Raw genomic sequence first — 20,630 nt, forward strand, 5'->3', positions numbered from 1 at the left:
AGTTTGGTTAATTAAGAATATCATTTTTGTGGGATGTGGTATAATTAATCTGTCAACAATAATCAAAATCTTTATGCAAGCTACTGATATTGGGACACTAATTATTAAATCATCAGACACTTTAGGGGGTCGTCCTTGCATTGCTGGTACTAGAGTTTCTGTGCAACGCATTACAGCTTGGTACAAAATGGGATTAAATGCAGAAGAAATCACTGAACGCATGGGGAATGTAACTCTTGTTCAAGTTTATGCTGCATTAACTTATTATCATGCTAATCGAGAAGAAATTGAGGGTTATATTGCTGCTGAAAAAGCTGATTATCAACGGTTAGCAACAGAAATGGTGCAAGCAATATGAGTTCAATTAGATTATTCATTGATGAAGATTCAATGGATCAAAGATTTATTAAAGCATTGAGAGCTAGAGGTGTAGATGTTATTACTGTTGCTGAGGTTGAAACTATCAGTTCTAGTGATAAGGAACAACTGATTTTCGCGACTGAACTGCAAAGAGTTTTTTACACATTTAATGTTGGTGACTTTTGCCAGTTACATAGTATCTACATAGAGGAAAAACGAAGTCATGCGGGAATTATAATTTCATCTCAAGATTACTCTATTGGTGAACAAATGCGAAGAGTCCTCAATTTGATGGCAAATAAGTCAGCAGAAAATATGGCAAATCAGTTGATATTTCTTAGTGCTTATGCTGATGAAATATAAAGACAGTCATCAATCATTAGACTATTATCTCTCTTTAAAATATCCCAGGTAAATTTAAATGATAGTTAAGCAGCAACACTTCGTACCTCAGTGCTATTTAAAAAACTTCGCTAATGAAGAACACAGATTATTTGTGTGGGATAAGATAAAAAAGGCTTCTTATCCATCTCATGTGAAAAATATTGCCCAAGAGAGATATTTTAATGACTTTCCTGATTCATTGTTATCTGATGAATTGAGGGATAAAACAAAATCTCAAGTCATAGAAAATGATCTCTCTAAGGTAGAATCAAGATTTGGAGAATTTCTGGCACAGATCATAGATTGTCTTGAAGAAATAGAAAAAAAGAACTTATTTGATTCTCTTGGAGTTCTTGACAAAGAGGCAAAGAAAAATTTCTCTCCTTTCTTAACACTTCAGATAGTTAGAACAAATATGTTTAGGCAGAAAATTAAAGGATTATTTCAATCCGCATATAATCTTAAAACAAGACTTGATGAAGCACTATTAAGAAATAAAAATAATATTGAAGAAATAATATTTCCTGATATAGAAAATTCAACAAATTCAATTGAATTAGATGATCTAATTAACGTAGGAATCGAAGACTATTCAATAATGCAGCACCTACTTCATATATCTAATGTTCTTGATCAAGGCTTAGATTCTGAAATATCAACAATTTTATCAGGTCATATATGGTTATTTGGTATTAACTCAACTTCTATTCCACTATGGACTTCAGATAATCCTATAGTAATTAAACAGCATCAGAAGTTTGGAACGGGTTTGGCTTCACACGGTGTCCAAATAGCTTATCCAATCAGTTCTAAACATCTTTTAATTATGTTTGAATCCGACTGTTGGTATAAACTTAAAAAGTATGACGGAATTAGTGCTTCCTTGTCAGAAAACAATGTAAAAGAGTATAACAAACTACAAATGATTCAATGTTGTAGACAAGCTTACTCTAGTGAGAAAAATTTCGATCTTTTGCGAACCTGAATTTAAAGTTTTAGTGCAGATGAGATCGCACTTCCGATGATCCACAAGAATTATGAAAAAATAGAGATAAGAATATGCTAGAAAAACTCATCCTTCATAATTTCAAAAGCCATAAATCTACAGAACTCAATTTCGATAACTCCCGATTACATGGAATCGTAGGAAAAAACAGTGCTGGTAAAACATCAATATTACAAGCATTGCATAGTCTAAGTATGCTTACTCATTTATCATCCACACAAGTCTTTATTAATGAAAAGTCACCTGAATTTCTGACAACAATTGGTGAACAAAGAATGTTCATCAAAGTCAGTGGTTATTGGCAAGATAATATTAGGAAAAAATGGGAGTTTTACTGCAACTATAAACAGGACGGTTATAGCCCTACAATTATATTAGATATAGATGGACATCAAGATGATTGGAATAAAGATCCACGTTCTAGAAATTTATCCAAAGTTCCTCAATTTCTTCAAAACTCTATTTATTTAAAATTAATAGCCTCCAATCTCGCAAAAGCAGCCTACAGTGATGAAATCACACCGAGAATTCAGTTTGATGGTTCAGGATTAGCACCAACCTTAGATTTTTTACGTGATGAATCTCCAGATAAATTTCAATTAATAGAAAAAAAGCTGAATCGAATTGTTCCAAATTTTAAAAAAATTGGCATCAAGCGAGCAAAAGTTTCTGTTATTCGTAATCGTTTAATCGAAGTTGATGGTAAATCTATTTCCTATGAAGAAACTCAGAAAATGACAGGTCAAGAAGTGATATTAGACATGAATACAGGTGAACGGATTCCCGCCCATGCAATTAGCGAAGGAACAATGTTAACTTTAGGATTATTAACTGTATTAATGAATCCTAATCAACCTAATTTAGTTTTATTAGATGATGTAGAACAGGGACTTCATCCTAAAGCACAACGTGAGTTAATGACTGTTTTTAAAGAAATAATTGCAGAAAATTCCAACCTGCAAATTATTTTCTCTACTCATTCCCCTTATATTATTGATGCACTTGCTCCTTCTCAAGTCCACATATTAAATAATAGTAAATCAGGTTTCACAATTGCCAAACGTTTGGATGAACATCCTGATGTAGAATGGGCAAAAGAAACCTTAACAACTGGTGAATTTTGGGATGCTGAAGGTGAAGATTGGGTGCTAGAAGGAGAAGTCAGTGATTGAGTTTGTTGTCATAGTTGAAAGTGGTGCAGATGCCAGAACAGCAACTAAATTAGCCGAGCGAGTTTTAAAAGAAAAATTCGATTGGTTAGATAATGATATTCTGCAACATTGTTTTCAGTGGACTGGTTTAGAGGAAGGGACAGAATTTTCTTGTTGGAGAGACATTAGAAAAATTATTGATGATGCAAAAAAACAACTAAAATATAATGAACCCAGATATTTAGGTCATTATAGTAAGGGTGTGTCTTTAAAAGCTGATGGAGCAGCATCTATCAAGATTCTTAATTTGGTAAGGTTTCTGCAAAAAACTCGACAGATTAAAGCTGTTTTATTTATCCGTGATTTAGATAATCAACCGGAACGTAAAGAAGGAATTGAACAAGCACGTTCAGAACATATTAATAAAACCTCGAAATTAGAAATTGTGATTGGTGCGGCTGACCCAAAACGTGAAGCATGGGTTTTAAATGGGTTTATTTCATCTAATCAACAAGAGGAACAAATTCTTGAAGAAATCAACAATAAATTGAGTTTTGATCCTTGCATAGAGTCACACAGATTACGTGCTACTTCTGAGAAAGAACCTGAACGAATGAGAAATGTAAAAGTAATAGTTGAACAACTCACAGGAAATAATATGGAACGGGAAAAGCAGTGTTGGGAAGATACAAATTTAAACCATCTACGAGAAAGAGGAGTTGATACGGGTTTAACAGATTATATTCAAGAAGTTGAGGAACGATTAGCTGCAATTATTTTATCTGAATGAGGAATATTATAGAGTTGAGTGCGATCGCGAAATATGAACAGCAGGCGTTGCTAAGTCGCAATATGAATTAGTTTCGTCAAAAAGTACAAAAAACAAAAAATGTAATTTTGGCATTTCATATTCAATATGGCTATCGCCACGCAGGCTATCAGCAACGCCAAATATCAAGCCCTATTTGTTTAAGCTCTCTTGAATGTTCTCGTTGCAGTGACTTCGTTCGTTGTCATGGTTATGATCATTTGATCGCTAGTAAACTTTGTGGAAGACGTAGAAGATGTATCCTCAACTTTCTTAGTCACCAAGGTGTCACCCCCTTCCAAAGTAGTGATGTATTTGTCAACTTTGTTTGTTCCAGGATCACACTCATACTCTTGTCCCAAGGTAAAACTAATCTTGATAGTCTTTAGATCGGTGAAGGTTGTGATGGTAAACTTGTCGCCGTCAATCTCCACCATCATGTCTGGCGTGGTTTTTGCCAACACCGTTCGCGTTATCATCCCAAGATTTTCAGCCTTCAAATACTCCTCGAAGTTCTCTTGGGAGACAAAGCTATATTTTCCGGCTATTTGTACAGTCATGATGAAACTTTCATATAATTCAGATTGAAAAGAACTATATTTGAAAATTGGTGTTTAGTCAAGAGTTTGTTTAGCTCTTCTACGCCATGTTAACTCATCCAGAATATAATCTAAAGTCTTCTAGAATTACGAATTTCCCTCGATCTTATTCTAAAATATCTCTGCTGTGAGACGAGACACTAAACGGAACTAATTTAGCGACGAAAACCTTTTCCAACAGAACTTGCAACTATTATGGGAACTGCAAATCCTACCCCCAATAAAACAAGTAATGACAGAATGCTTTTGGTATTTATTTCCAACTGTGAACACCTATTTGGTAAAGTACAATTCGTCGGTCTAATGGCAAAGGCAAACCAAACAGATACATACAAACAAAACGGAAAAAAACAGATGAAGATTACACAACTAGATAGACAAACAGCCAATTTGCTATTTTGATTTGTCCTAAAATGTTTCATTTTTCCAATCTGTTAATCCTGTTTAAAAATTGAGATAACAGTGTTAAAATTTCTACACTACAGTAGATGAATATTTAATTGTAGCATTTTTCAACTCTGTAAATTTTATTAAAATATACTTTAATAACCTGAAAATAGTTGTAATTGTAGTTGCTATAATCAAAACAAACTTAAAAAAATCCTGATATGATAGCCATTCCCCAACAACCGCAAAAAATGACCATTGAGGAATATCTCGCATGGGAACTTAACCAAGATATTCGCTATGAATACATAAACGGCGAAGTCTTTGCCATGACTGGTGGTACAATTCCCCATAATGATATTGCTCTCAATCTTTACAGACCTCTATACTCTCATCTGCGTCCTAGAGGTTGTCGAGTCAATGTATCAGATGTGAAAGTACAAGTAACCCCTAAAAGTCCATACTTCTATCCTGATATTATCGTCAGTTGTCACCCTGAAGACCTCAACGCCCGTAAATTTATTCAAAATCCCAAATTAATTGTTGAAGTTCTTTCTCCTGGTACAAGCAGTAAAGATAGAGGTGAAAAATTCAGATATTATCTAACAATGCCCAGTTTACAAGAATACATCTTAATTGATTCTGAAAAAATATCCGTTGAACGTTATTGTCGAGGAGAAGGAAGAATGTGGCTTTATTATCCCTACACTACTGGAGACATCATCACTTTATCAAGTATCGAATTTGAATTTCCGATTGAAATGCTTTATGATGGTGTTGGATTGGAAACTGAATCACCACAATACAATTAACATATTCTAGCAAATAAATATTACTGTAAAATCAAATTTAGTGACTTATTACGATTATGGCAAAACGTAAAAAAACCAATTTTAAGTGGATTAAAGAAACTCTGGAATTAAAACCAGATCATCATTGGGAATCTCCCCCAGAATATAATATTTTTGTCGCAGGTAGAGGGGCTGTACGTTTCAATGTTCCTCGCGGTTGGATATCTGAACCACAGGAAAAATCATTTAAGTTCATGGATAAAAAACCACCAGATGATGATTGTTGTTTAGAGGTATCTTACAATCATTTACCAGCTAATGATTGGACTCTATTTCCTCTCAAATCTACTTTGAAAAAAATCATGGAAAATGATAGCCGTGATGTGATTGAAAGAGGAGAAGTGATTACCGTCAAGCGACAAACTGCCAGAATTATGTGGTGTGAAATTAAATTTATTGATACTCAAGCAGAACCAAGGGAAGCTTTTTCTCGGACTTGCGTGGGTTTAGGTTCTAATATTCAATGTTTAATTACCTTTGATTATTGGGCAGATCAAGCAGAACAATTAATACCTGTTTGGGATGAAGTGATGCGGAGTTTGACACTGGGATTATATATCAGAGATCCGAGAACTGGTTTAGCTTTCCCAGATTAAAATGCCGAGAAAACAACCTGATCTTGAGTTTTTTATCACAAGTAGAAATTGTTAGTTTGAAAAGTTGTGGATGTTAGTTAACATTATGTTCAATATTTTGGGTAAACTAGAAGCGACAAAATAACCCATTGCACAGATTAGTAATTCAATATTCATGGCAAATCCCACCGCAACTCTGGAAACTTCCCTTGGTACTATTACTCTTGAGCTATTCACCGATGTTATGCCCATAACGGCTGGAAATTTCATCAAATTGGCTAAAAGTGGCTTTTATGATGGTCTCCATTTCCACCGTGTGATTAAAAACTTCATGGTGCAGTTTGGTTGTCCTCACAGTAAAGATCCTAGCTCTCCTCGTGCGGGAACGGGTAATAGTCCTGATGGGTGCATTCAAGATGAGCATCCTGAAGACGGGAAAATTTCCAATGAACCAGGAACTTTATCTATGGCTAATACGGGGGCCCCTAATAGTGGAAGTTGCCAGTTTTTCATCAACACTGTCCACAACTCCTATTTAGATTGGTTTACAGCCGGTCAATCCAAGCATCCTGTTTTTGGTCGAGTTACTGAAGGCATGGATGTATTGAAAGCCATTGAAACCACTCCAACAGGACAAGGCGATCGCCCAAAAACTCCAGTTAAAATGATCAAAGTTACAATTCACGAATAAACAGAAAAATTGGTGCGGAGATTTTCTCCGCACATATCTTCAGGCAAAATTCCCTGTTTCTCATGAAAGAACTCCACATAAAAACTAATCCGATCAAACCAACTAACCTTGAGTTTCTTCTTCAGTAAAAATAGGAGGCCATAATTCAGAAACAGCTAATTCCCAACCTGGAAAAAGTTCAGGTAAAGTTAAAATATCGCCATTGATTAAAACAGTTGGTTCACCTTGATGACGATAAACTGTTACAGTCTCCTCATCAGGATCAATTAAAATTCCAATCACAGCACCTAAGTTTATAAAGTTGAGAATTTTAGTAACTAAAGGTTTAATTCTATCACTTTGAGATTTAATTTCTACTACTAAATCTGGTACAAGTTCACCAAAATAACGGGGACTTTGACGCAGACGTGCAGCCCGAACAAAAGAAACATCTGGTGCGGTGAGATTGCTATCAGGTAAAATAAAACCACCAGCAGAATCAAATACTCTTCCTAAACGACGGGGATAAACCCAATTAGCTAATAGTCGGCTAAAAAGAATACCAACTTCACTAGATACAATATCTGATGGACCCACAATAGAAATTCTCCCGTTTGTTAACTCAACATCATAATCTAAGCCGGCTTCACTAAAAGCAGTTTGGACTTGTTCTACATCTTTGATTGTCATTACTTGCATAAAATTTTCTCCTAATATACAAAGTTGGCGTAATTAAACCAAACACAATTTGATTTTATATTTCATTAAATTGTATCTGGATCAATATTCAACTCTCTTAATTTTGCGGCTAACCTTTGAGATTTTTCATTTGATATTTTCGCTCTTTCTGCTTCCATTGCTGCTCTTTTAGCTTCAATTTCTGCTCTTGTTGCTTCCATCTCTGCGCTTTGTTCCGGTGTAGGAACTAAAACTCCTGATGATGTAAAATATCTTAACAAACCCTCATGAATTCCTAAATATAAACCCAATTCTTCACTCCATAAATATCCTTTTTCGTTAGGTTTTAAGGGTTGATATTTGCCACTGATTAAATTAAATCCTGCAAATTCTAATGTATAAGGATCAAACCAAAAATAATCAGGTGTACGGAAAGTATCTTGATAAAGTAGTTTTTTAGTTTCTCTATCAGTTTTAGCTGTAGTTGGTGAAAGAATTTCGACAATGACATGAGGATATTTGCCATTTTCTTCCCACACTACCCAACTTTTTCTAGTTTTTCGTTCTGTTCCTAAAACTACGAAAAAATCTGGACCTCTAACATCTTCTGATTTCTTTTGATGAGGACTATAGTAAATACTCAGGTTTCCGACAGCATAAAAATCAGTTCTCTCTTTCCATAACCATTCTAAACATTTGAAAAGGAGAATAATTTGACGTAAATGCAGTTCTGTTTCCACGGGAGGTTCATCACTATATAGGTCACTGGGGGGAAAAATGATATCCTCTGATATATCTTCTAAGGTGTTAGTTTGTAATTCCAGTGCTTGAGTAATCATCATGATATGATACCAAGTAATTATTTGTTTATTGTAGCATTAATTGTCAGAATCAGGATATCCAGGATTTTATGTATTATTAATCATTTATGATTATTGTGACGCGATCGCGCTAAAATAAAATTGGTACTTAATTGTTGAAATAAAAATGGAAGTTCTTCAACTAACAACAACAGTGGATTCGTCAGGTCATTTGCACCTTGACATTCCCACACAACTTAATCCGGGACAAGTAAATATTGTGCTGGTAATTAATCCAGTTGTTGCATCTAAAGATCAAAATCTGAAGTATGATTTTTCTCATTTGGTAGGACGGTTAAATTGGCAAGGAGATGCAGTATTGATGCAAAGGACATTACGAGATGAATGGTAATCGCTATGTACTAGATACGAATGCAATCATCGCGCTTTTGCAAGGAAATACCCAACTTATTCAGTTACTTCAAAATGCTAATTGGATTGGAATTTCGATTATTAGCCAGATTGAATTTTTAGTGTTTTCTGGGCTAACGGAAAGCGATATTCAACTGTTTCAACAATTTATTGAGCAAGTGGAAATTGTTGGTTTGACAGCGAGCGATGCCTTATTAGTTGAGAAGATTATCGAAATTCGTCAGCAATATCGGTTAAAATTACCTGATGCGGTGATTGCCGCAATAACAATCCAAAATTCAGCAAGTTTAGTGACTGCTGATCAAGAATTTGCAAAAATAAACACTTTGCCTGTGATTAATTGGTAGCGATCGCCTCCTATAACAGGGGAAACGCATCTAAATTTTATTGACAAAATACCGTTTTAATGTATAAACCAAGAAATCCTAATTTATCGTTTGATTGATTTTTCAGGGTCATAGTGATGGACTAAAATATTGTCAATAAGTGGTCGTTAATGCGAATATTTTGGTCATTATATGAGATTGAATTGCCCTTATTGATAAGATGCGTTTCCCCTGCACTTGCTCTCAAGCAACATTGCTCTAAATAAGGACTTATTTTTTGATTGTTTTCTAGTTTTAACTTTCGTGCTTGTTTTTCACTGACTGGCAATTCTCCAAGAATGCTTTTTATTATTCTTACTCTTCCCGATGAAGTTCCTGTTGCTTCTTTGAGAAAAAAACCCCTAATTCTGGCGTAATATATTCTAAAGTCTGCTAAGAATTGTTCTTTCAATTCCTGCTAAACTCTCTAATTCTTCAGTTTTTGCTTCTTGATATAGAATTCCGGCTATGGCTTTGAGATGCTCCTGGAGTTTTTTCTGATTAGCTGGTTCCATGATTGAGATGCTCCCTTGATTTCTTCCTTTATTTTCGCTGATTTTCACCCCTGTCTGCTAGTTCATCTGTTCTAACAAACTTGAAATGCTCCCACTCTCAAGTCCCAAAAGCGCAATGTTTTGGAGTTTATGACTCAAGCTGTTGTTGCGGCTCGTGGCTCTACAACTGTACCTTCTTTGCTTCCAGAAAATGCTACTTGTTCTGATGATTCTGACTTGTTGAAAGCTGCTTAATTTTATTGCTTGATTTTGGGGGTTGTTTTTCGTTTTCTTTACACCCTCTGAACGGTTACTAAAAATTTAACGTACACCATACTATTTAGTCTATAAAACCAACCTACAAAAAGTTATCAAATTTAACCAAATCACCAAACATCAAAACTTAATAACCATCTCAAACTCAGACAAAATCAGACTTTTACTACTTGCAGTTATCCACAAACAATGTTATTATCAAACATAATAAATTACATTTAGTCTAAAAATCAAATTCTCTTAATTCCCCAACCAAAAAACCTCAAATTAACGCACCTTTCCACCAACATAATCAAGTTCGGAGTAATCCCAAGAGTGCATTTGACGGAAAGGAAGACCCATCTTTTGGAAGACATACTTCTCTTTCACACCAGAAGCAACTAAGTCTGGCTTCAATGCTTTGATGAATTCTTCAAATTCGTAAGCGGTAACGTCGTCATAAACGATAGTTCCGTTTTCGATGTAGTTGGTAGTACGTTTGTAGTCGTCATTATGAGCGAACTCATAACCAGTACCAATCATCTTCATTCCTAAATCTTGGAAAGCGGGAACAACGTGACGAGGACGTAGACCACCAACCATCATTGCTACAGTCTTACCTTCCAAACGGGGGCGATATTTAGAAACGATCGCATCCATGGTAGGTTGGTACTTAGCAATTACTTTTTCAGCATTTGCTTGGATCTTCGCGTCAAACTTGGAAGCAATTTCACGTAAAGATGCAGCAATCTTGGTAGGACCGAAGAAATTATATTCTAACCAGGGTATACCATAAGCTTCTTCCATGTGACGGCTGATGTAGTTCATCGAGCGGTAACAGTGGATGAGGTTCATCTTCACGTTGGGGGTCATCAACATTTCGTTGATTGTACCATCACCAGACCATTGAGCAACAACGCGCAAACCGATTTCTTCTAATAAGATCCGGCTGGCCCAAGCGTCACCACCGATGTTGTAGTCACCAATGATGGCTACATCATAAGGAGTTCCTTCAAACTTCAATGTTCCGTCTTTCTTAGCTTGATCTGCTCTGGGGAATACCCAGTCACGAATCATGTCGTTAGCGATGTGGTGTCCTAAAGACTGAGACACACCACGGAAACCTTCGCAACGGACGGGAATAACTGGCTTACCAATTTTTTTGGAGGTGTTTCTAGCTACTGCTTCGATGTCATCCCCAATTAGACCGATAGGACATTCAGATTGAATAGAAACCCCACGATTCAAGGGGAATAATACATCTAATTCTTCAATTAACTTGGTGAGTTTCTTGTCTCCACCAAAAACGATATCGCGTTCTTGGAAGTCGGAGGTGAAGTGCATAGTACCAAAGGTATCAATACCTGTTGTACCTAAGTAGTAGTTACGACGACCAGACCAAGACCAGTAACCGCAACCTACAGGACCGTGGCTGATGTGGATCATATCCTTGATAGGACCCCAAACCACACCCTTAGAACCTGCGTAAGCACAACCACGAGCGGTCATTACACCAGGTAAGGATTTGATGTTAGATTTAACACCACAATCAGCCTTACCTTCTTCATATACATTTAAATGCTTCTCGCGCTTTTTAGCAGCTTTTTCGGGGTAAGCTTTCAGAACTTCTTTAACTAGTTCTTTTCTTTGTTCAACAATCTTCTTGTCATCTGGAGGAGTCATGTTCTGTCTCTCTTGCTCCTAAGGAACGGGTTAGGGATGGGGACTTGATGTCCCCTTTGCGAATGAAGGGAATTTTGGTTAAAGGTGAGAGCTTTGATGTGCTGCTCTTTTCCTTTTTCCTGATGCTAGAAAATTCTTTCTTAGCAGTGACTTATGCTTTTTTACCAACTAATTTTGCAGCATTTTCTTCGCTTTCGAGAATACCGAATTCAATCAACAATTCTTCTAACTCTTCCATTTCGATAGGTGTGGGGATGGTGAGGTTAGTGTTGTTAACGATTTTCTTAGCTAGTGCGCGGTATTCGTTAGCTTGGTTACTGTCAGGTGCGTATTCGTTAACTGTCATCCGACGTAACTCAGCGTGTTGAACTATGTTGTCGCGGGGAACATAGTGAATCATTTGGGTGTTCAACCGTTTTGCCAAGGTTTCGATCAATTCGATTTCCCGGTCTGTATTACGGCTGTTACAGATCAAACCACCTAAACGTACTCCACCACTGTGAGCATATTTAAGAACACCACGAGCGATGTTGTTTGCAGCGTACATCGCCATCATTTCACCAGAGGTAACGATGTAGATTTCTTGTGCTTTACCTTCACGGGAAAGAGTAATAACATGATTTTTATAGCCGGAAAATGTTTATTTTCTACAATGTTTGTCGCAATCATTGTCTAGGGTAAACAGTTTTTTTATTAGGGTAAATCTAGGGTATGGACAGAACACAGGAAGCATTTGCCGATTTTCACCAAACAGCTATCACGGATGGGGGATATTTAGGTAGAATGCAAGCAGTAGAAAATCAAGAAAATCATCTGACGGCAAAATTAACAACAGAATTAAAGGCAATTAATGCTAGACTAAGAGCCGCTAGGGTTAGTGTTTCTGTGAGAAAATCCGGTAATTCATTACAGTTGAGAACTACTCTACCTATTAAACCAGGTGATATTGATAAAAACGGTATCGGCACAAAGCAATATGATATTTCTTTGGGGATACCATTTAGTTTTGATGGTTTAAATACGGCGGAAGAGGAAGCTAATGAATTAGGAAAATTGATTGCTAGAAAACAGTTTTCATGGACTGATAAATATTTAGGCAAAACTAGATTTAAAGCTAAGTTTCTCACAATCGGAGAGTTGGTTTCTGAGTTTGAGCAAAACTATTTCCAAACCAGGAAACGCACTCTCAAAAGTAACAATACTTTTAATAGTTATTTCTATATTGCTAAAACACATTTACCAAAAGATAAATTAGCTATAAATGCTAATTTTATTGATGCTGTAAAATTCTGCACGTCATCGGATAGTGTGAAAAATGAATTAATTAAGGTAATTCGGGTGTTGTGTAAATGTTCTGGTGTAGAAGTTCCAGAATTAAGTAATTTAAAAATCAAGGCTATTTCTCAACGCAAACGGGATATACCCACCGACGCAGAGATAGAACAGGAATATCTCAAGTTTGAAAATTATGCTATTAATCGTTCTAGTAAGTTGATAACTAGAGAAGATAGAAATAATTGGAAATTGTGGAGATGGGTATATGGGATGTTAGCGACTTATGGATTAAGACCAATTGAAATTTTTGTTAATCCTGATTTAAATTGGTGGTTATCATCAGATAATACCATGAATACATGGCGAGTTAATGAAGAATGTAAAACAGGACAAAGGGAAGCTTTACCATTATATCCCCGTTGGGTGGAAACTTTTAATTTAAAAATGGATACAGAAGCAATTAATTTATTAAAAGCAAAAATCAAAGATAAAATTACGAGTAGAGAAATTAACTCTGCGCGACATGGTACAGATAGATGGTTTAGATTTGTGGGAATTCCTTTTCAACCTTATGATTTACGGCATGGTTGGGCAATTAGAGCGCATTTAATGGGAATTCCAATTAAAGCTGCTGCTGATAATTTGGGTCATTCTGTGAATATGCACACATCCATTTATCAAAAGTGGTTTAGTTTGGAAAATCGCAAGGTTGCAATTGAGGAAGCGATTAAGAAAAAATCGAAAGTTGAAGATTTGCAAGATATAGTGATTAGATTGGAACAGGAAAATGAGAGGCTGAGAATTGAGAATGAAAGATTGCGGTTACAGATAGGAAATCAAGAATTAATGAAAATGATTAATTAAAATTATAATCTGTAGGTTGGGTTAAGCGACAGCGCAACCCAACATCAAAACCCAAAATAATAATTAATGCTACAATCAATAAAACTACTTGGTATCATATCATGATGATTACTCAAGCACTAGAATCACAACCCAACATATTGGAAGATATATCTGAAGAGATAATTTTTCCACCCAGTGACCTATATAGTGATGAACCTCCCGTGGAAACAGAACTGCATCTCGAACAAATAATGCTCTTAATAAAATCTCTCAAATGGTTATGGAAAGAGAGAACTGATTTTTATGCTGTCGGAAACCTGAGTATTTATTATAGTCCTAATCAAAAGAAATCAGAATATTTTAGGGGTCCAGATTTTTTCGTAGTTTTAGGAACAGAACGAAAAACTAGAAAAAGTTGGGTTGTGTGGGAAGAAAATGGCAAATATCCTAACTTCATTATAGAAATTCTTTCACCAACTACAGCTAGAACTGATAGAGGAACTAAAAAAGAACTTTATCAAGATATTTTCCGCACACCTGAATATTTTTTGTTTGATCCTTATACATTAGAGTTTGCTGGTTTTTATTTAATACATGGTAAATATCAACCTGTAGAACTTAATGAAAAAGGACATTTATGGAGTGAAGAATTAGGATTATATTTAGGGATTTTTCAGGGTTTATTAAGGTATTTTACACCAGAGGGAACTTTAGTGCCGACACCGGAAGAAAGTGCGGAAATGGAAGCGGAAAAATCCAAACGTTTAGCAGCAAAATTGAGGGAGTTAAATATTGATCCAGATACTATTTAACCCAAAATCACTGAAAAATATCTGTTGGGTTGTGCTGTTGCTTAACCCAACCTACCTATTTTGTAAACGTTGCTCTAAATCTTCTAACTACAGATGATCTTTCTTGATCTAAATAATCTTCAAAATCTACTAATGTTAAACCTGCATCTACAAATTCCATTACTTGATCTTTAGTCAATGGATAAGGTACTTTATCCAGTTGATCTTCTATATCTCTACCACGACAAATTACAAGTAATATACCATCAGGAGCAAGGAAATTTGCTATTAAAGAAATAGCTTGTGAACTTAATAAATGTGGTAATGCTTGCAGTGTATATGATTCTAAAACAAAATCAAAAGTTTGATTCCATTGAATAGGAGGATTTAACAAATCAGCAACTCTATACTCAACAGTAGAATTAGGAAATTTATTTTTACACCATTCTATTGCTGAGGATGAGATATCAAAACCTGTGACTTTAAAACCACGTTGAGATAATTCTTCTGCGTCATCTCCCAAACCACAACCAATTGTTAATGCTGTTTTTCCCTGACCTTGAATATTATGATCATCTAACCATTGTACTAGGTTATGATTGGGTTTCATATCTGCCCAAGGAATAGCTGTACTATCATTATTAGCTTGAGAGTAAAGTTGTTCAAACCATTCTGTTGGTTTACCTGCTTCGGTGTATTGTTGGGCTAGATTTTGAACGTAAGCTCGATTTTCTGTCATATAGATAAGTCGTAAATAAATTGCCTTAAATGCGTTAGTAATGCTTATTGAATCTATTCTCAAACATTTGAGATTACTGACCAATTATCATAGAAGAACCTACCATTAAAGGCTGTGGAATTGATCTTCCTTGTAACTGATATTCTTCAATCAAAAGTTCTAATACTTCTTCTCCATGCTTTAGGGCTTCGGCATAGCTTTCTCCGTGAGTATGGGCATAAGGACCGAACTCTGGAAAACTGACTACATATTTCTGATCTTCATTCGACCACTGAATTAAAATACTGTAATGGTGATTCATAATTACTCTTCTATGCGATTTAATTTTTCTTGTAACTGTTGAAAAACTAATTCACCATCAATAATTTTACCATCACGAATTTGTTGTGTTCCTCGATCAAGTTTTTCTCTTAGTTCTGCAAAAGCAAGAGAGGCTTTAATATCTTCTGAAGTAAGTTCAGAAAAGTCTTCGAGAATTTCGGCTTCTGTCATACCACCTGCCAGATATTCTAAAATATCATATACGGTTATTCGCATTCCTTGAATACAAGGTTTGCCGCTACGTTTGCCAGGTTCAATGGTGATAATTTTGTGGTAGTCCATAATAAGTTAAGCCATTTCCTGTAGTTCAGGAATATGTTCATTTTCATAGTTTTCAATTAAAACTCCCATGACTTCCATTAACGAAGCAAGCGAATGGCTTTCATCTTCACCAACTTGATCTATCAGAGAATCTAGTATATTAACTAAGTGTTCATATTCCTCTTCTGTGTGAGGAACAAAAACATTTTCAGCAATGGATGTCCAAGCAGTAATGGTTTTTTCAAAGTTTAAAGTTTGCATTATTCTTTCCACTTTCCTTCATTATATTCTGAATGTGTTAACACAGCACGGATATAGGTTTTTTGGCGGTTATAATGGATTGCTGCAATTAGTCTAACTTTGTTACCACCAATATTAAAAACTGTTAATTTACCAACTTGATCTGCTGATGGAAACATTTGACGGAGTTCTACAAATGAGCTAAATTCATTTTCCTTTACTAATTGATACCACTGAGATAGAGCATTTTTTGTATCTGGATAAAGTTTAGCAAATTCATTTAGTCGTTTACGAGTAATAACGTGCATTTGAAAAACTGTGATTTTTTAGTAATTTAGTCATATTTTAACTTTTGTTGTAGTTGTTGAAAAACTAATTCACCTTCTATTACTTCACCTTGACGAACTTGTTCTGTTCCTTCAGCAATTTTTCGTCTTAATTCACTAAGTTGCTTTTCTTTTTCATCATGTTGTTCTAAAAGTTGAAAAGCTACAGATAATAGTTCATCAATGTTTTTGTACTTACCTTCTTGTAGTTTTTCAAGAATGTATTTTTCTTGATCTGGCTTGACTGCAATTTGCATCTTTATCTCCTTATTTTTGAATTGATAACAATTCTCAAAATTATCTCCTCAACATTTATTTTAGCATTAAATCACCTACTTTGACCCACTGAATACGATCGCACCCAAAACATCGGAAAAGTGATCGCACTCCACAACCTAAAACATCGGGAAAGCGATCGCACCTACACAACCTACACACAGGAAATGCGATCAACAGAGATTGTCAGTCCATATAATATATCTTTGTTTGTTGAGTAGAATCCCAAAGACAAGCAAATACTAAACTAATTTTCTGATGATTTTCCTGTTTCAAAAAGCTTGAGAAGATATTGAGCAATGGCACTCTTATCATAATCTTCCGGTTCTTGAATCCAACTATATTTTCCTCTATTTAATTTTCTAAGAAGCTTCTCTCCGTGCCATTTAGTTAATATTTTTGAAGAAAGAGACTTTTCAGAAGAAGTGTTACCCATTTGAATAAAGGAGCGCAAGCGTTGAGGCGTAATTTCACCATTATGTAATTTAGTACACATTGTATAAGTCAATTCTTTAAGCCATTTTTCTTCAGATGATGAAAGAACTTTAGAATCTCTTCCTTCCCCTAGTAGAACTCGCGCCCACCTTGTAAGGACAATTTTATCTTCTTGCTTATCATAAAAAATTGGTCCATTCCCACTACTAAGCACTTCAGCAAATTGACGAGAAAAATCACCATCAACATAATTTCTGATTTCTTGAACTTTTTTATCGCGCCACAAAACAAGAGAGAAAGCAATTAAAGATTTTTGCTCATCTCTGTAGCATTCTCGTATTCTTGCTAGAAGCCTGATGTTAACTTCATCAGTTGTTCCTGCATACAGCAACAATTTCCAACGATTATATTTACCTGCCTTTTCAATAAATACTTCAGGTTCTGGTTTTCCATTACGAATAGATTCTGAAAAAATTAGATTTTTACCACGGCCAAGTTCATCAACATGATTAGCTATTCTCAATACTTCCATTAACAAGTTGTTTATCGTTTTATGACTACGTGCAAACCATTTATTGGCAAAATAAACTGAATCTTGAATACATAAATTGCAAATACTCAAATGATCAGGATAAAGTTCAATAATAATGTCACCATCATGTTCAAAATACGCTGCGTGTGCTACTGCATTCGCCAGCGACTCTTTAAGAGCCTTTTCAGGAAATGGGGGAGTATCAATATTCAATTGTTTAGCGGTCCATGTTTGGATCTCTTTTTGAAAATCATCAGTTAATATTTTGTATAATCCATAATATTGATCATTGGCAATTGGCTCACCAGATTTGTCATACTTGATTAATCGAAATCTACAATTTCCGAAAAGAATTCGAGCCGTTTGTTTTTGATAAATATGTAGCTTCTGAAGAGTATCTATTGGTTCTTTGCCAAGTTCTACTGAGTGTGCAGTTATATTAATTCTTTGTATAAAAGTCTGGATGAGATTTGTATCATATTCACTATCAATAGGCTGATTTGAGTAATCAGTACGTCCAGGAAGTTTAATCCTTAATTCAAGAATTTGATCAGGTTCTAGTTTACGTGAAGTTGTGCCTGGAGCTATATAAGCATAATTATCCCAGTAAACTACATCACCTGGGTTTTTAATTTGAACTATAACAATCCAACTTTCCTCAATTTCATGGCAACAAATTTGTGTACAAGCTTGAACTGGGTCTAGAAACTCATTGATCTGTTGCGATATATTTTGTTCAATTTGTCTTGCTTGTTTCTCAATTAGTCCATGAAGATTGCCATTATCCTTTATTCCAACAATTAGCCAACAACATGGCTTATCAAGCTTATTACCTAATGCGCTGATATCTATTCCGTACTCTTTTTTCCAACTTTGTTTCAACTCAATATTTTCATGAATGTGTTCCTGGGCTTTCCCACTACGAATTTCATCCAGTAGATTTACGATATCCTCTATCATAATTATTCGCCAATGCTCACTAAATTTTAGTCTTATTTAAGGTTTTGGGTCAATCAGGAATGTCTAAGTAGTTATTAGACGAAAAATTTTTAAATAAATCCCGATTTAATTATTATACATATTTTGCGTATGTATATTTATTCGATTGGTAGTATATATAAAAATTTTACGGTGTGTACAAACTTGTTAATCAGTAACACATTTATCAAAAATCATGTATATCTCTTGACAGTAGGGATAAAATAGGGTAAATAAAAGAATAAAAACCAAACAAAAACCCCATTTCACCAAAAATTTCCAGGGCAAAAATAGGGCATAAAAAAATCAAAGTTTCCAACCAATAGTATTAACAAAAACCCTAGACAAAATAGCTTAATCTTCACGGATAGGCATAGCAAAACCACCACATACAACGTCACCTAATACGTCGTAAGATACGAAATCTAAGTCTGTGTAAGCACCGTTTTCTTCTAGGAAGTTAATAGCGGTGATAATACCACGACCAGCACAACCAACACCGGGTTCTGGACCACCAGATTCCACGCATTTAACGTCGCGGAAACCTTTGAGCATTACTTCATGAAGTTCTAAATCTTCAACAGCACCTCTTTCAGCAGCCAAGTGTAATACGGTGGTTTGAGCCTTGGAGTGAAGCATCAAACGGGTAGAGTCAGCTTTAGGATCGCAACCTACGATCATGATGCGTTGACCCATTTCAGCCATAGCTGCAAGGGTATTTTGAGAAGTGGTAGATTTACCGATACCGCCCTTGCCGTAGAAAGCTATCTGTCTAATTTTTTCGTCAGTCATTGTTCGTGTTTCCTAGAATTGGTTGGTTTGTCTTTTGGTTCTCACGCCTATTTATCTACGGCAGTGAGCGTTTGTAGAACGTCGCTATGGAGGCGATGGGCTTAGATCCCGCCGGAGGCGATCGCTCTACCAAACATAGAATCAGTGTTGAGTGCATTGTATTTATGAGGTTGTGAGAATTGTTTATCAGTTGTCAATTGCCAATTATCAATTGTCAATTGTTTTCTAAACTGCTTCGACGATGATTTCTTTGCTGATGCGATCGCGTAATCTCGCTTCAATCGCAATCTTCAAAGTTGCAGTGCTGCTAGAACATGAACCGCAAGCACCTTGGAGAATTACTTTAACTTTATCGCCTTCGACATCATAAAGTTCTACATCTCCCCCGTCGGCGATTAAAACGGGTCGGACTTCTTCATCTAATACTTTTTGAATCAGGGCAATTTTTTGAACTGTAGTTAATGGTCTTTGTTGCCCCGAACTAGGAATTTCTGTAGTAGGTTTCGCGCCGTAGCTGTTGAGATTTTGTTTGGCGGCTTCCTGCTTTACTTCTCTTATTATATCATCAATCTTCGTTAAACAAGAACCGCATCCGCCACCAGCTTTTACATAATTTGTTACCTGCTCTGCACTGAAGAGATTATTTTGTGCAACAGCCTTTCTAATTTTAGTATCTGTGATCCCAAAACAGCTACAAATTAGAACACCTTCATCATCGTCATTATGGACAGCTAAAGGAATACCTCTATAATTAAATATAGCAGCTTCTAAAGCTTCTTGACCCATAACTGAACAGTGCATTTTCGCTTCAGGTAAACCACCTAAATAATCAGCGATTTCCTTATTTGTAACTTGCAAAGCTTCATCTAAAGTCAAACCTTTAACCATTTCAGTTAAAGCACTGGAAGAAGCGATCGCACTTGTACAACCAAAAGTTTGAAAACGAGCATCAAGAATCTTATCAGATGCAACTTCCACTTTTAAATGTAATCTTAAAGCATCACCACAAGCAATACTTCCGACTTCACCAGTTGCCAGTTTCACACCAGCTTCGCCAGTTTCTTCAATTGCACCCTGGTTTTTAGGATCGTAAAATAACTCTAATACTTTATCAGTGTAGTCCCACATAATTGATTTTGGATTTTGGATTTTAGATTTTGGATGTTAGATTGGCAATTCGTAATTTTCGATTGGTCAGCAGTCAATTTTTATTTACTACTGACCACTGTACGGGCGAAGCATTCGGGCGACTAATTATCAATTTTTATCTAAGGCTATTTTCCGAATGCTTCGCCCCTACGACTACTGACTGTTGTTGTA

General features: G+C 35.7%; 25 protein-coding genes and 3 pseudogenes. 12 read left to right on the plus strand and 16 right to left on the minus strand.

Features of this window, described 5'->3' with window-relative positions; all coding sequences use genetic code 11:
• Nucleotides 1–73 precede the first annotated feature (73 nt).
• The 5 genes from FJR38_RS25090 (at nucleotide 74) to FJR38_RS25110 (ending at nucleotide 3,691) form a co-directional block, all read left to right on the plus strand.
• Nucleotides 74–358, plus strand: coding sequence for a DUF433 domain-containing protein (locus FJR38_RS25090; RefSeq protein WP_168540104.1), 285 nt, complete (start codon nucleotides 74–76; stop codon nucleotides 356–358).
• Nucleotides 355–723, plus strand: a complete 369-nt coding sequence (locus FJR38_RS25095) for a DUF5615 family PIN-like protein (RefSeq protein WP_168540106.1) — start codon at nucleotides 355–357, stop codon at nucleotides 721–723. The genes FJR38_RS25090 and FJR38_RS25095 overlap by 4 nt, the downstream gene beginning before the upstream one ends.
• Nucleotides 724–781: 58 nt before the next feature.
• The gene (locus FJR38_RS25100; RefSeq protein ID WP_168540108.1) at nucleotides 782–1,729 is read left to right on the plus strand and encodes a DUF4238 domain-containing protein; all 948 of its coding nucleotides are present in this window, start codon (nucleotides 782–784) and stop codon (nucleotides 1,727–1,729) included.
• 74 nt (nucleotides 1,730–1,803) lie between these two features.
• Nucleotides 1,804–2,922 (plus strand): AAA family ATPase, encoded by a 1,119-nt coding sequence (locus tag FJR38_RS25105; RefSeq protein WP_168540110.1) that lies wholly within the window; start codon nucleotides 1,804–1,806, stop codon nucleotides 2,920–2,922.
• Entirely contained in the window at nucleotides 2,915–3,691 is a 777-nt protein-coding gene (locus FJR38_RS25110) for a hypothetical protein (RefSeq protein WP_168540112.1), read from the plus strand. The genes FJR38_RS25105 and FJR38_RS25110 overlap by 8 nt, the downstream gene beginning before the upstream one ends.
• 179 nt (nucleotides 3,692–3,870) lie before the next feature.
• Here FJR38_RS25110 and FJR38_RS25115 read toward each other — a convergent pair whose 3' ends face one another.
• On the minus strand, nucleotides 3,871–4,269 hold the full coding sequence (locus tag FJR38_RS25115; RefSeq protein ID WP_168540114.1) for a lipocalin/fatty-acid binding family protein: 399 nt from the start codon (nucleotides 4,267–4,269) through the stop codon (nucleotides 3,871–3,873).
• Nucleotides 4,270–4,916: 647 nt separating this feature from the next.
• Between FJR38_RS25115 and FJR38_RS25120 the strand changes: the two genes are divergently transcribed.
• From FJR38_RS25120 to FJR38_RS25130, 3 genes are all read left to right on the plus strand, one after another.
• Nucleotides 4,917–5,507, plus strand: a complete 591-nt coding sequence (locus tag FJR38_RS25120) for a Uma2 family endonuclease (protein ID WP_168540116.1) — start codon at nucleotides 4,917–4,919, stop codon at nucleotides 5,505–5,507.
• A 56-nt stretch (nucleotides 5,508–5,563) separates the two neighbouring features.
• Nucleotides 5,564–6,142 (plus strand): hypothetical protein, encoded by a 579-nt coding sequence (locus FJR38_RS25125; protein WP_168540118.1) that lies wholly within the window; start codon nucleotides 5,564–5,566, stop codon nucleotides 6,140–6,142.
• Nucleotides 6,143–6,296: 154 nt separating this feature from the next.
• Entirely contained in the window at nucleotides 6,297–6,812 is a 516-nt protein-coding gene (locus FJR38_RS25130; RefSeq protein WP_168498152.1) for a peptidylprolyl isomerase, read from the plus strand.
• Between the two features lie 102 nt (nucleotides 6,813–6,914).
• Here the strand turns inward: FJR38_RS25130 and FJR38_RS25135 are convergent, their stop codons facing one another.
• Together FJR38_RS25135 and FJR38_RS25140 are read right to left on the minus strand one after the other, a co-directional pair.
• A complete protein-coding gene (locus FJR38_RS25135) occupies nucleotides 6,915–7,490 on the minus strand; it encodes a Uma2 family endonuclease (protein ID WP_168498154.1) in 576 nt (191 codons plus the stop codon).
• Between the two features lie 65 nt (nucleotides 7,491–7,555).
• Complete coding sequence (locus FJR38_RS25140) at nucleotides 7,556–8,311, minus strand: Uma2 family endonuclease (RefSeq protein WP_168498156.1); 756 nt, start codon at nucleotides 8,309–8,311, stop codon at nucleotides 7,556–7,558.
• A 145-nt stretch (nucleotides 8,312–8,456) separates the two neighbouring features.
• Between FJR38_RS25140 and FJR38_RS25145 the strand changes: the two genes are divergently transcribed.
• Nucleotides 8,457–8,681 (plus strand): hypothetical protein, encoded by a 225-nt coding sequence (locus FJR38_RS25145; RefSeq protein WP_168498158.1) that lies wholly within the window; start codon nucleotides 8,457–8,459, stop codon nucleotides 8,679–8,681.
• A complete protein-coding gene (locus tag FJR38_RS25150) occupies nucleotides 8,671–9,048 on the plus strand; it encodes a type II toxin-antitoxin system VapC family toxin (protein WP_168498160.1) in 378 nt (125 codons plus the stop codon). The genes FJR38_RS25145 and FJR38_RS25150 overlap by 11 nt, the downstream gene beginning before the upstream one ends.
• Before the next feature lie 121 nt (nucleotides 9,049–9,169).
• Here FJR38_RS25150 and FJR38_RS29440 read toward each other — a convergent pair whose 3' ends face one another.
• The 4 genes and pseudogenes from FJR38_RS29440 to nifH form a co-directional block, all read right to left on the minus strand.
• The gene (locus tag FJR38_RS29440) at nucleotides 9,170–9,478 is read right to left on the minus strand and encodes a hypothetical protein (RefSeq protein ID WP_168498162.1); all 309 of its coding nucleotides are present in this window, start codon (nucleotides 9,476–9,478) and stop codon (nucleotides 9,170–9,172) included.
• Complete coding sequence (locus tag FJR38_RS29445) at nucleotides 9,450–9,581, minus strand: hypothetical protein (RefSeq protein ID WP_371418290.1); 132 nt, start codon at nucleotides 9,579–9,581, stop codon at nucleotides 9,450–9,452. Before FJR38_RS29445 ends, FJR38_RS29440 begins: the two co-directional genes overlap by 29 nt.
• A gap of 522 nt (nucleotides 9,582–10,103) precedes the next feature.
• Complete coding sequence (nifD, locus tag FJR38_RS25160) at nucleotides 10,104–11,498, minus strand: nitrogenase molybdenum-iron protein alpha chain (RefSeq protein ID WP_168498164.1); 1,395 nt, start codon at nucleotides 11,496–11,498, stop codon at nucleotides 10,104–10,106.
• A gap of 151 nt (nucleotides 11,499–11,649) precedes the next feature.
• Nucleotides 11,650–12,099: pseudogene (nifH, locus tag FJR38_RS25165) on the minus strand (nitrogenase reductase); the annotation flags it as partial.
• 110 nt (nucleotides 12,100–12,209) lie between these two features.
• Here nifH and FJR38_RS25170 point away from each other — a divergent pair.
• Both FJR38_RS25170 and FJR38_RS25175 read left to right on the plus strand, forming a co-directional pair.
• Nucleotides 12,210–13,637: an integrase gene (locus tag FJR38_RS25170; protein ID WP_168540120.1), complete on the plus strand. Its 1,428-nt coding sequence runs from the start codon at nucleotides 12,210–12,212 to the stop codon at nucleotides 13,635–13,637.
• A gap of 101 nt (nucleotides 13,638–13,738) precedes the next feature.
• The gene (locus tag FJR38_RS25175) at nucleotides 13,739–14,431 is read left to right on the plus strand and encodes a Uma2 family endonuclease (protein ID WP_168540122.1); all 693 of its coding nucleotides are present in this window, start codon (nucleotides 13,739–13,741) and stop codon (nucleotides 14,429–14,431) included.
• Between the two features lie 55 nt (nucleotides 14,432–14,486).
• On the opposite strand, the gene FJR38_RS25180 is transcribed toward FJR38_RS25175, so the two are convergent.
• From FJR38_RS25180 to nifU, 9 genes and pseudogenes are all read right to left on the minus strand, one after another.
• Nucleotides 14,487–15,149, minus strand: a complete 663-nt coding sequence (locus tag FJR38_RS25180) for a bifunctional 2-polyprenyl-6-hydroxyphenol methylase/3-demethylubiquinol 3-O-methyltransferase UbiG (RefSeq protein WP_168540124.1) — start codon at nucleotides 15,147–15,149, stop codon at nucleotides 14,487–14,489.
• 73 nt (nucleotides 15,150–15,222) lie between these two features.
• Nucleotides 15,223–15,450, minus strand: coding sequence for a type II toxin-antitoxin system HicB family antitoxin (locus FJR38_RS25185; RefSeq protein WP_168540126.1), 228 nt, complete (start codon nucleotides 15,448–15,450; stop codon nucleotides 15,223–15,225).
• Nucleotides 15,451–15,551: 101 nt separating this feature from the next.
• Nucleotides 15,552–15,752 (minus strand): annotated as a pseudogene (locus FJR38_RS25190) (DUF433 domain-containing protein); the annotation flags it as partial.
• A gap of 6 nt (nucleotides 15,753–15,758) precedes the next feature.
• Entirely contained in the window at nucleotides 15,759–15,992 is a 234-nt protein-coding gene (locus FJR38_RS25195; protein WP_168540130.1) for a hypothetical protein, read from the minus strand.
• Nucleotides 15,992–16,279 carry a type II toxin-antitoxin system HigB family toxin gene (locus FJR38_RS25200; RefSeq protein ID WP_168540132.1) on the minus strand — a complete coding sequence of 96 codons (288 nt, stop codon included), beginning with the start codon at nucleotides 16,277–16,279 and terminating at the stop codon, nucleotides 15,992–15,994. Before FJR38_RS25200 ends, FJR38_RS25195 begins: the two co-directional genes overlap by 1 nt.
• Nucleotides 16,280–16,305: 26 nt before the next feature.
• Nucleotides 16,306–16,554, minus strand: coding sequence for a type II toxin-antitoxin system ParD family antitoxin (locus tag FJR38_RS25205; RefSeq protein ID WP_168540134.1), 249 nt, complete (start codon nucleotides 16,552–16,554; stop codon nucleotides 16,306–16,308).
• A gap of 266 nt (nucleotides 16,555–16,820) precedes the next feature.
• On the minus strand, nucleotides 16,821–18,500 hold the full coding sequence (locus FJR38_RS25210; protein ID WP_168540136.1) for a helix-turn-helix domain-containing protein: 1,680 nt from the start codon (nucleotides 18,498–18,500) through the stop codon (nucleotides 16,821–16,823).
• Between the two features lie 378 nt (nucleotides 18,501–18,878).
• Nucleotides 18,879–19,310, minus strand: a pseudogene (locus FJR38_RS25215) (AAA family ATPase); the annotation flags it as partial.
• Nucleotides 19,311–19,535: 225 nt separating this feature from the next.
• Nucleotides 19,536–20,438, minus strand: a complete 903-nt coding sequence (gene nifU, locus FJR38_RS25220) for a Fe-S cluster assembly protein NifU (protein WP_168498179.1) — start codon at nucleotides 20,436–20,438, stop codon at nucleotides 19,536–19,538.
• Nucleotides 20,439–20,630: the final 192 nt, after the last annotated feature.

This window comes from Anabaena sp. UHCC 0253, assembly GCF_009712085.1.
Lineage (GTDB): Bacteria > Cyanobacteriota > Cyanobacteriia > Cyanobacteriales > Nostocaceae > Dolichospermum.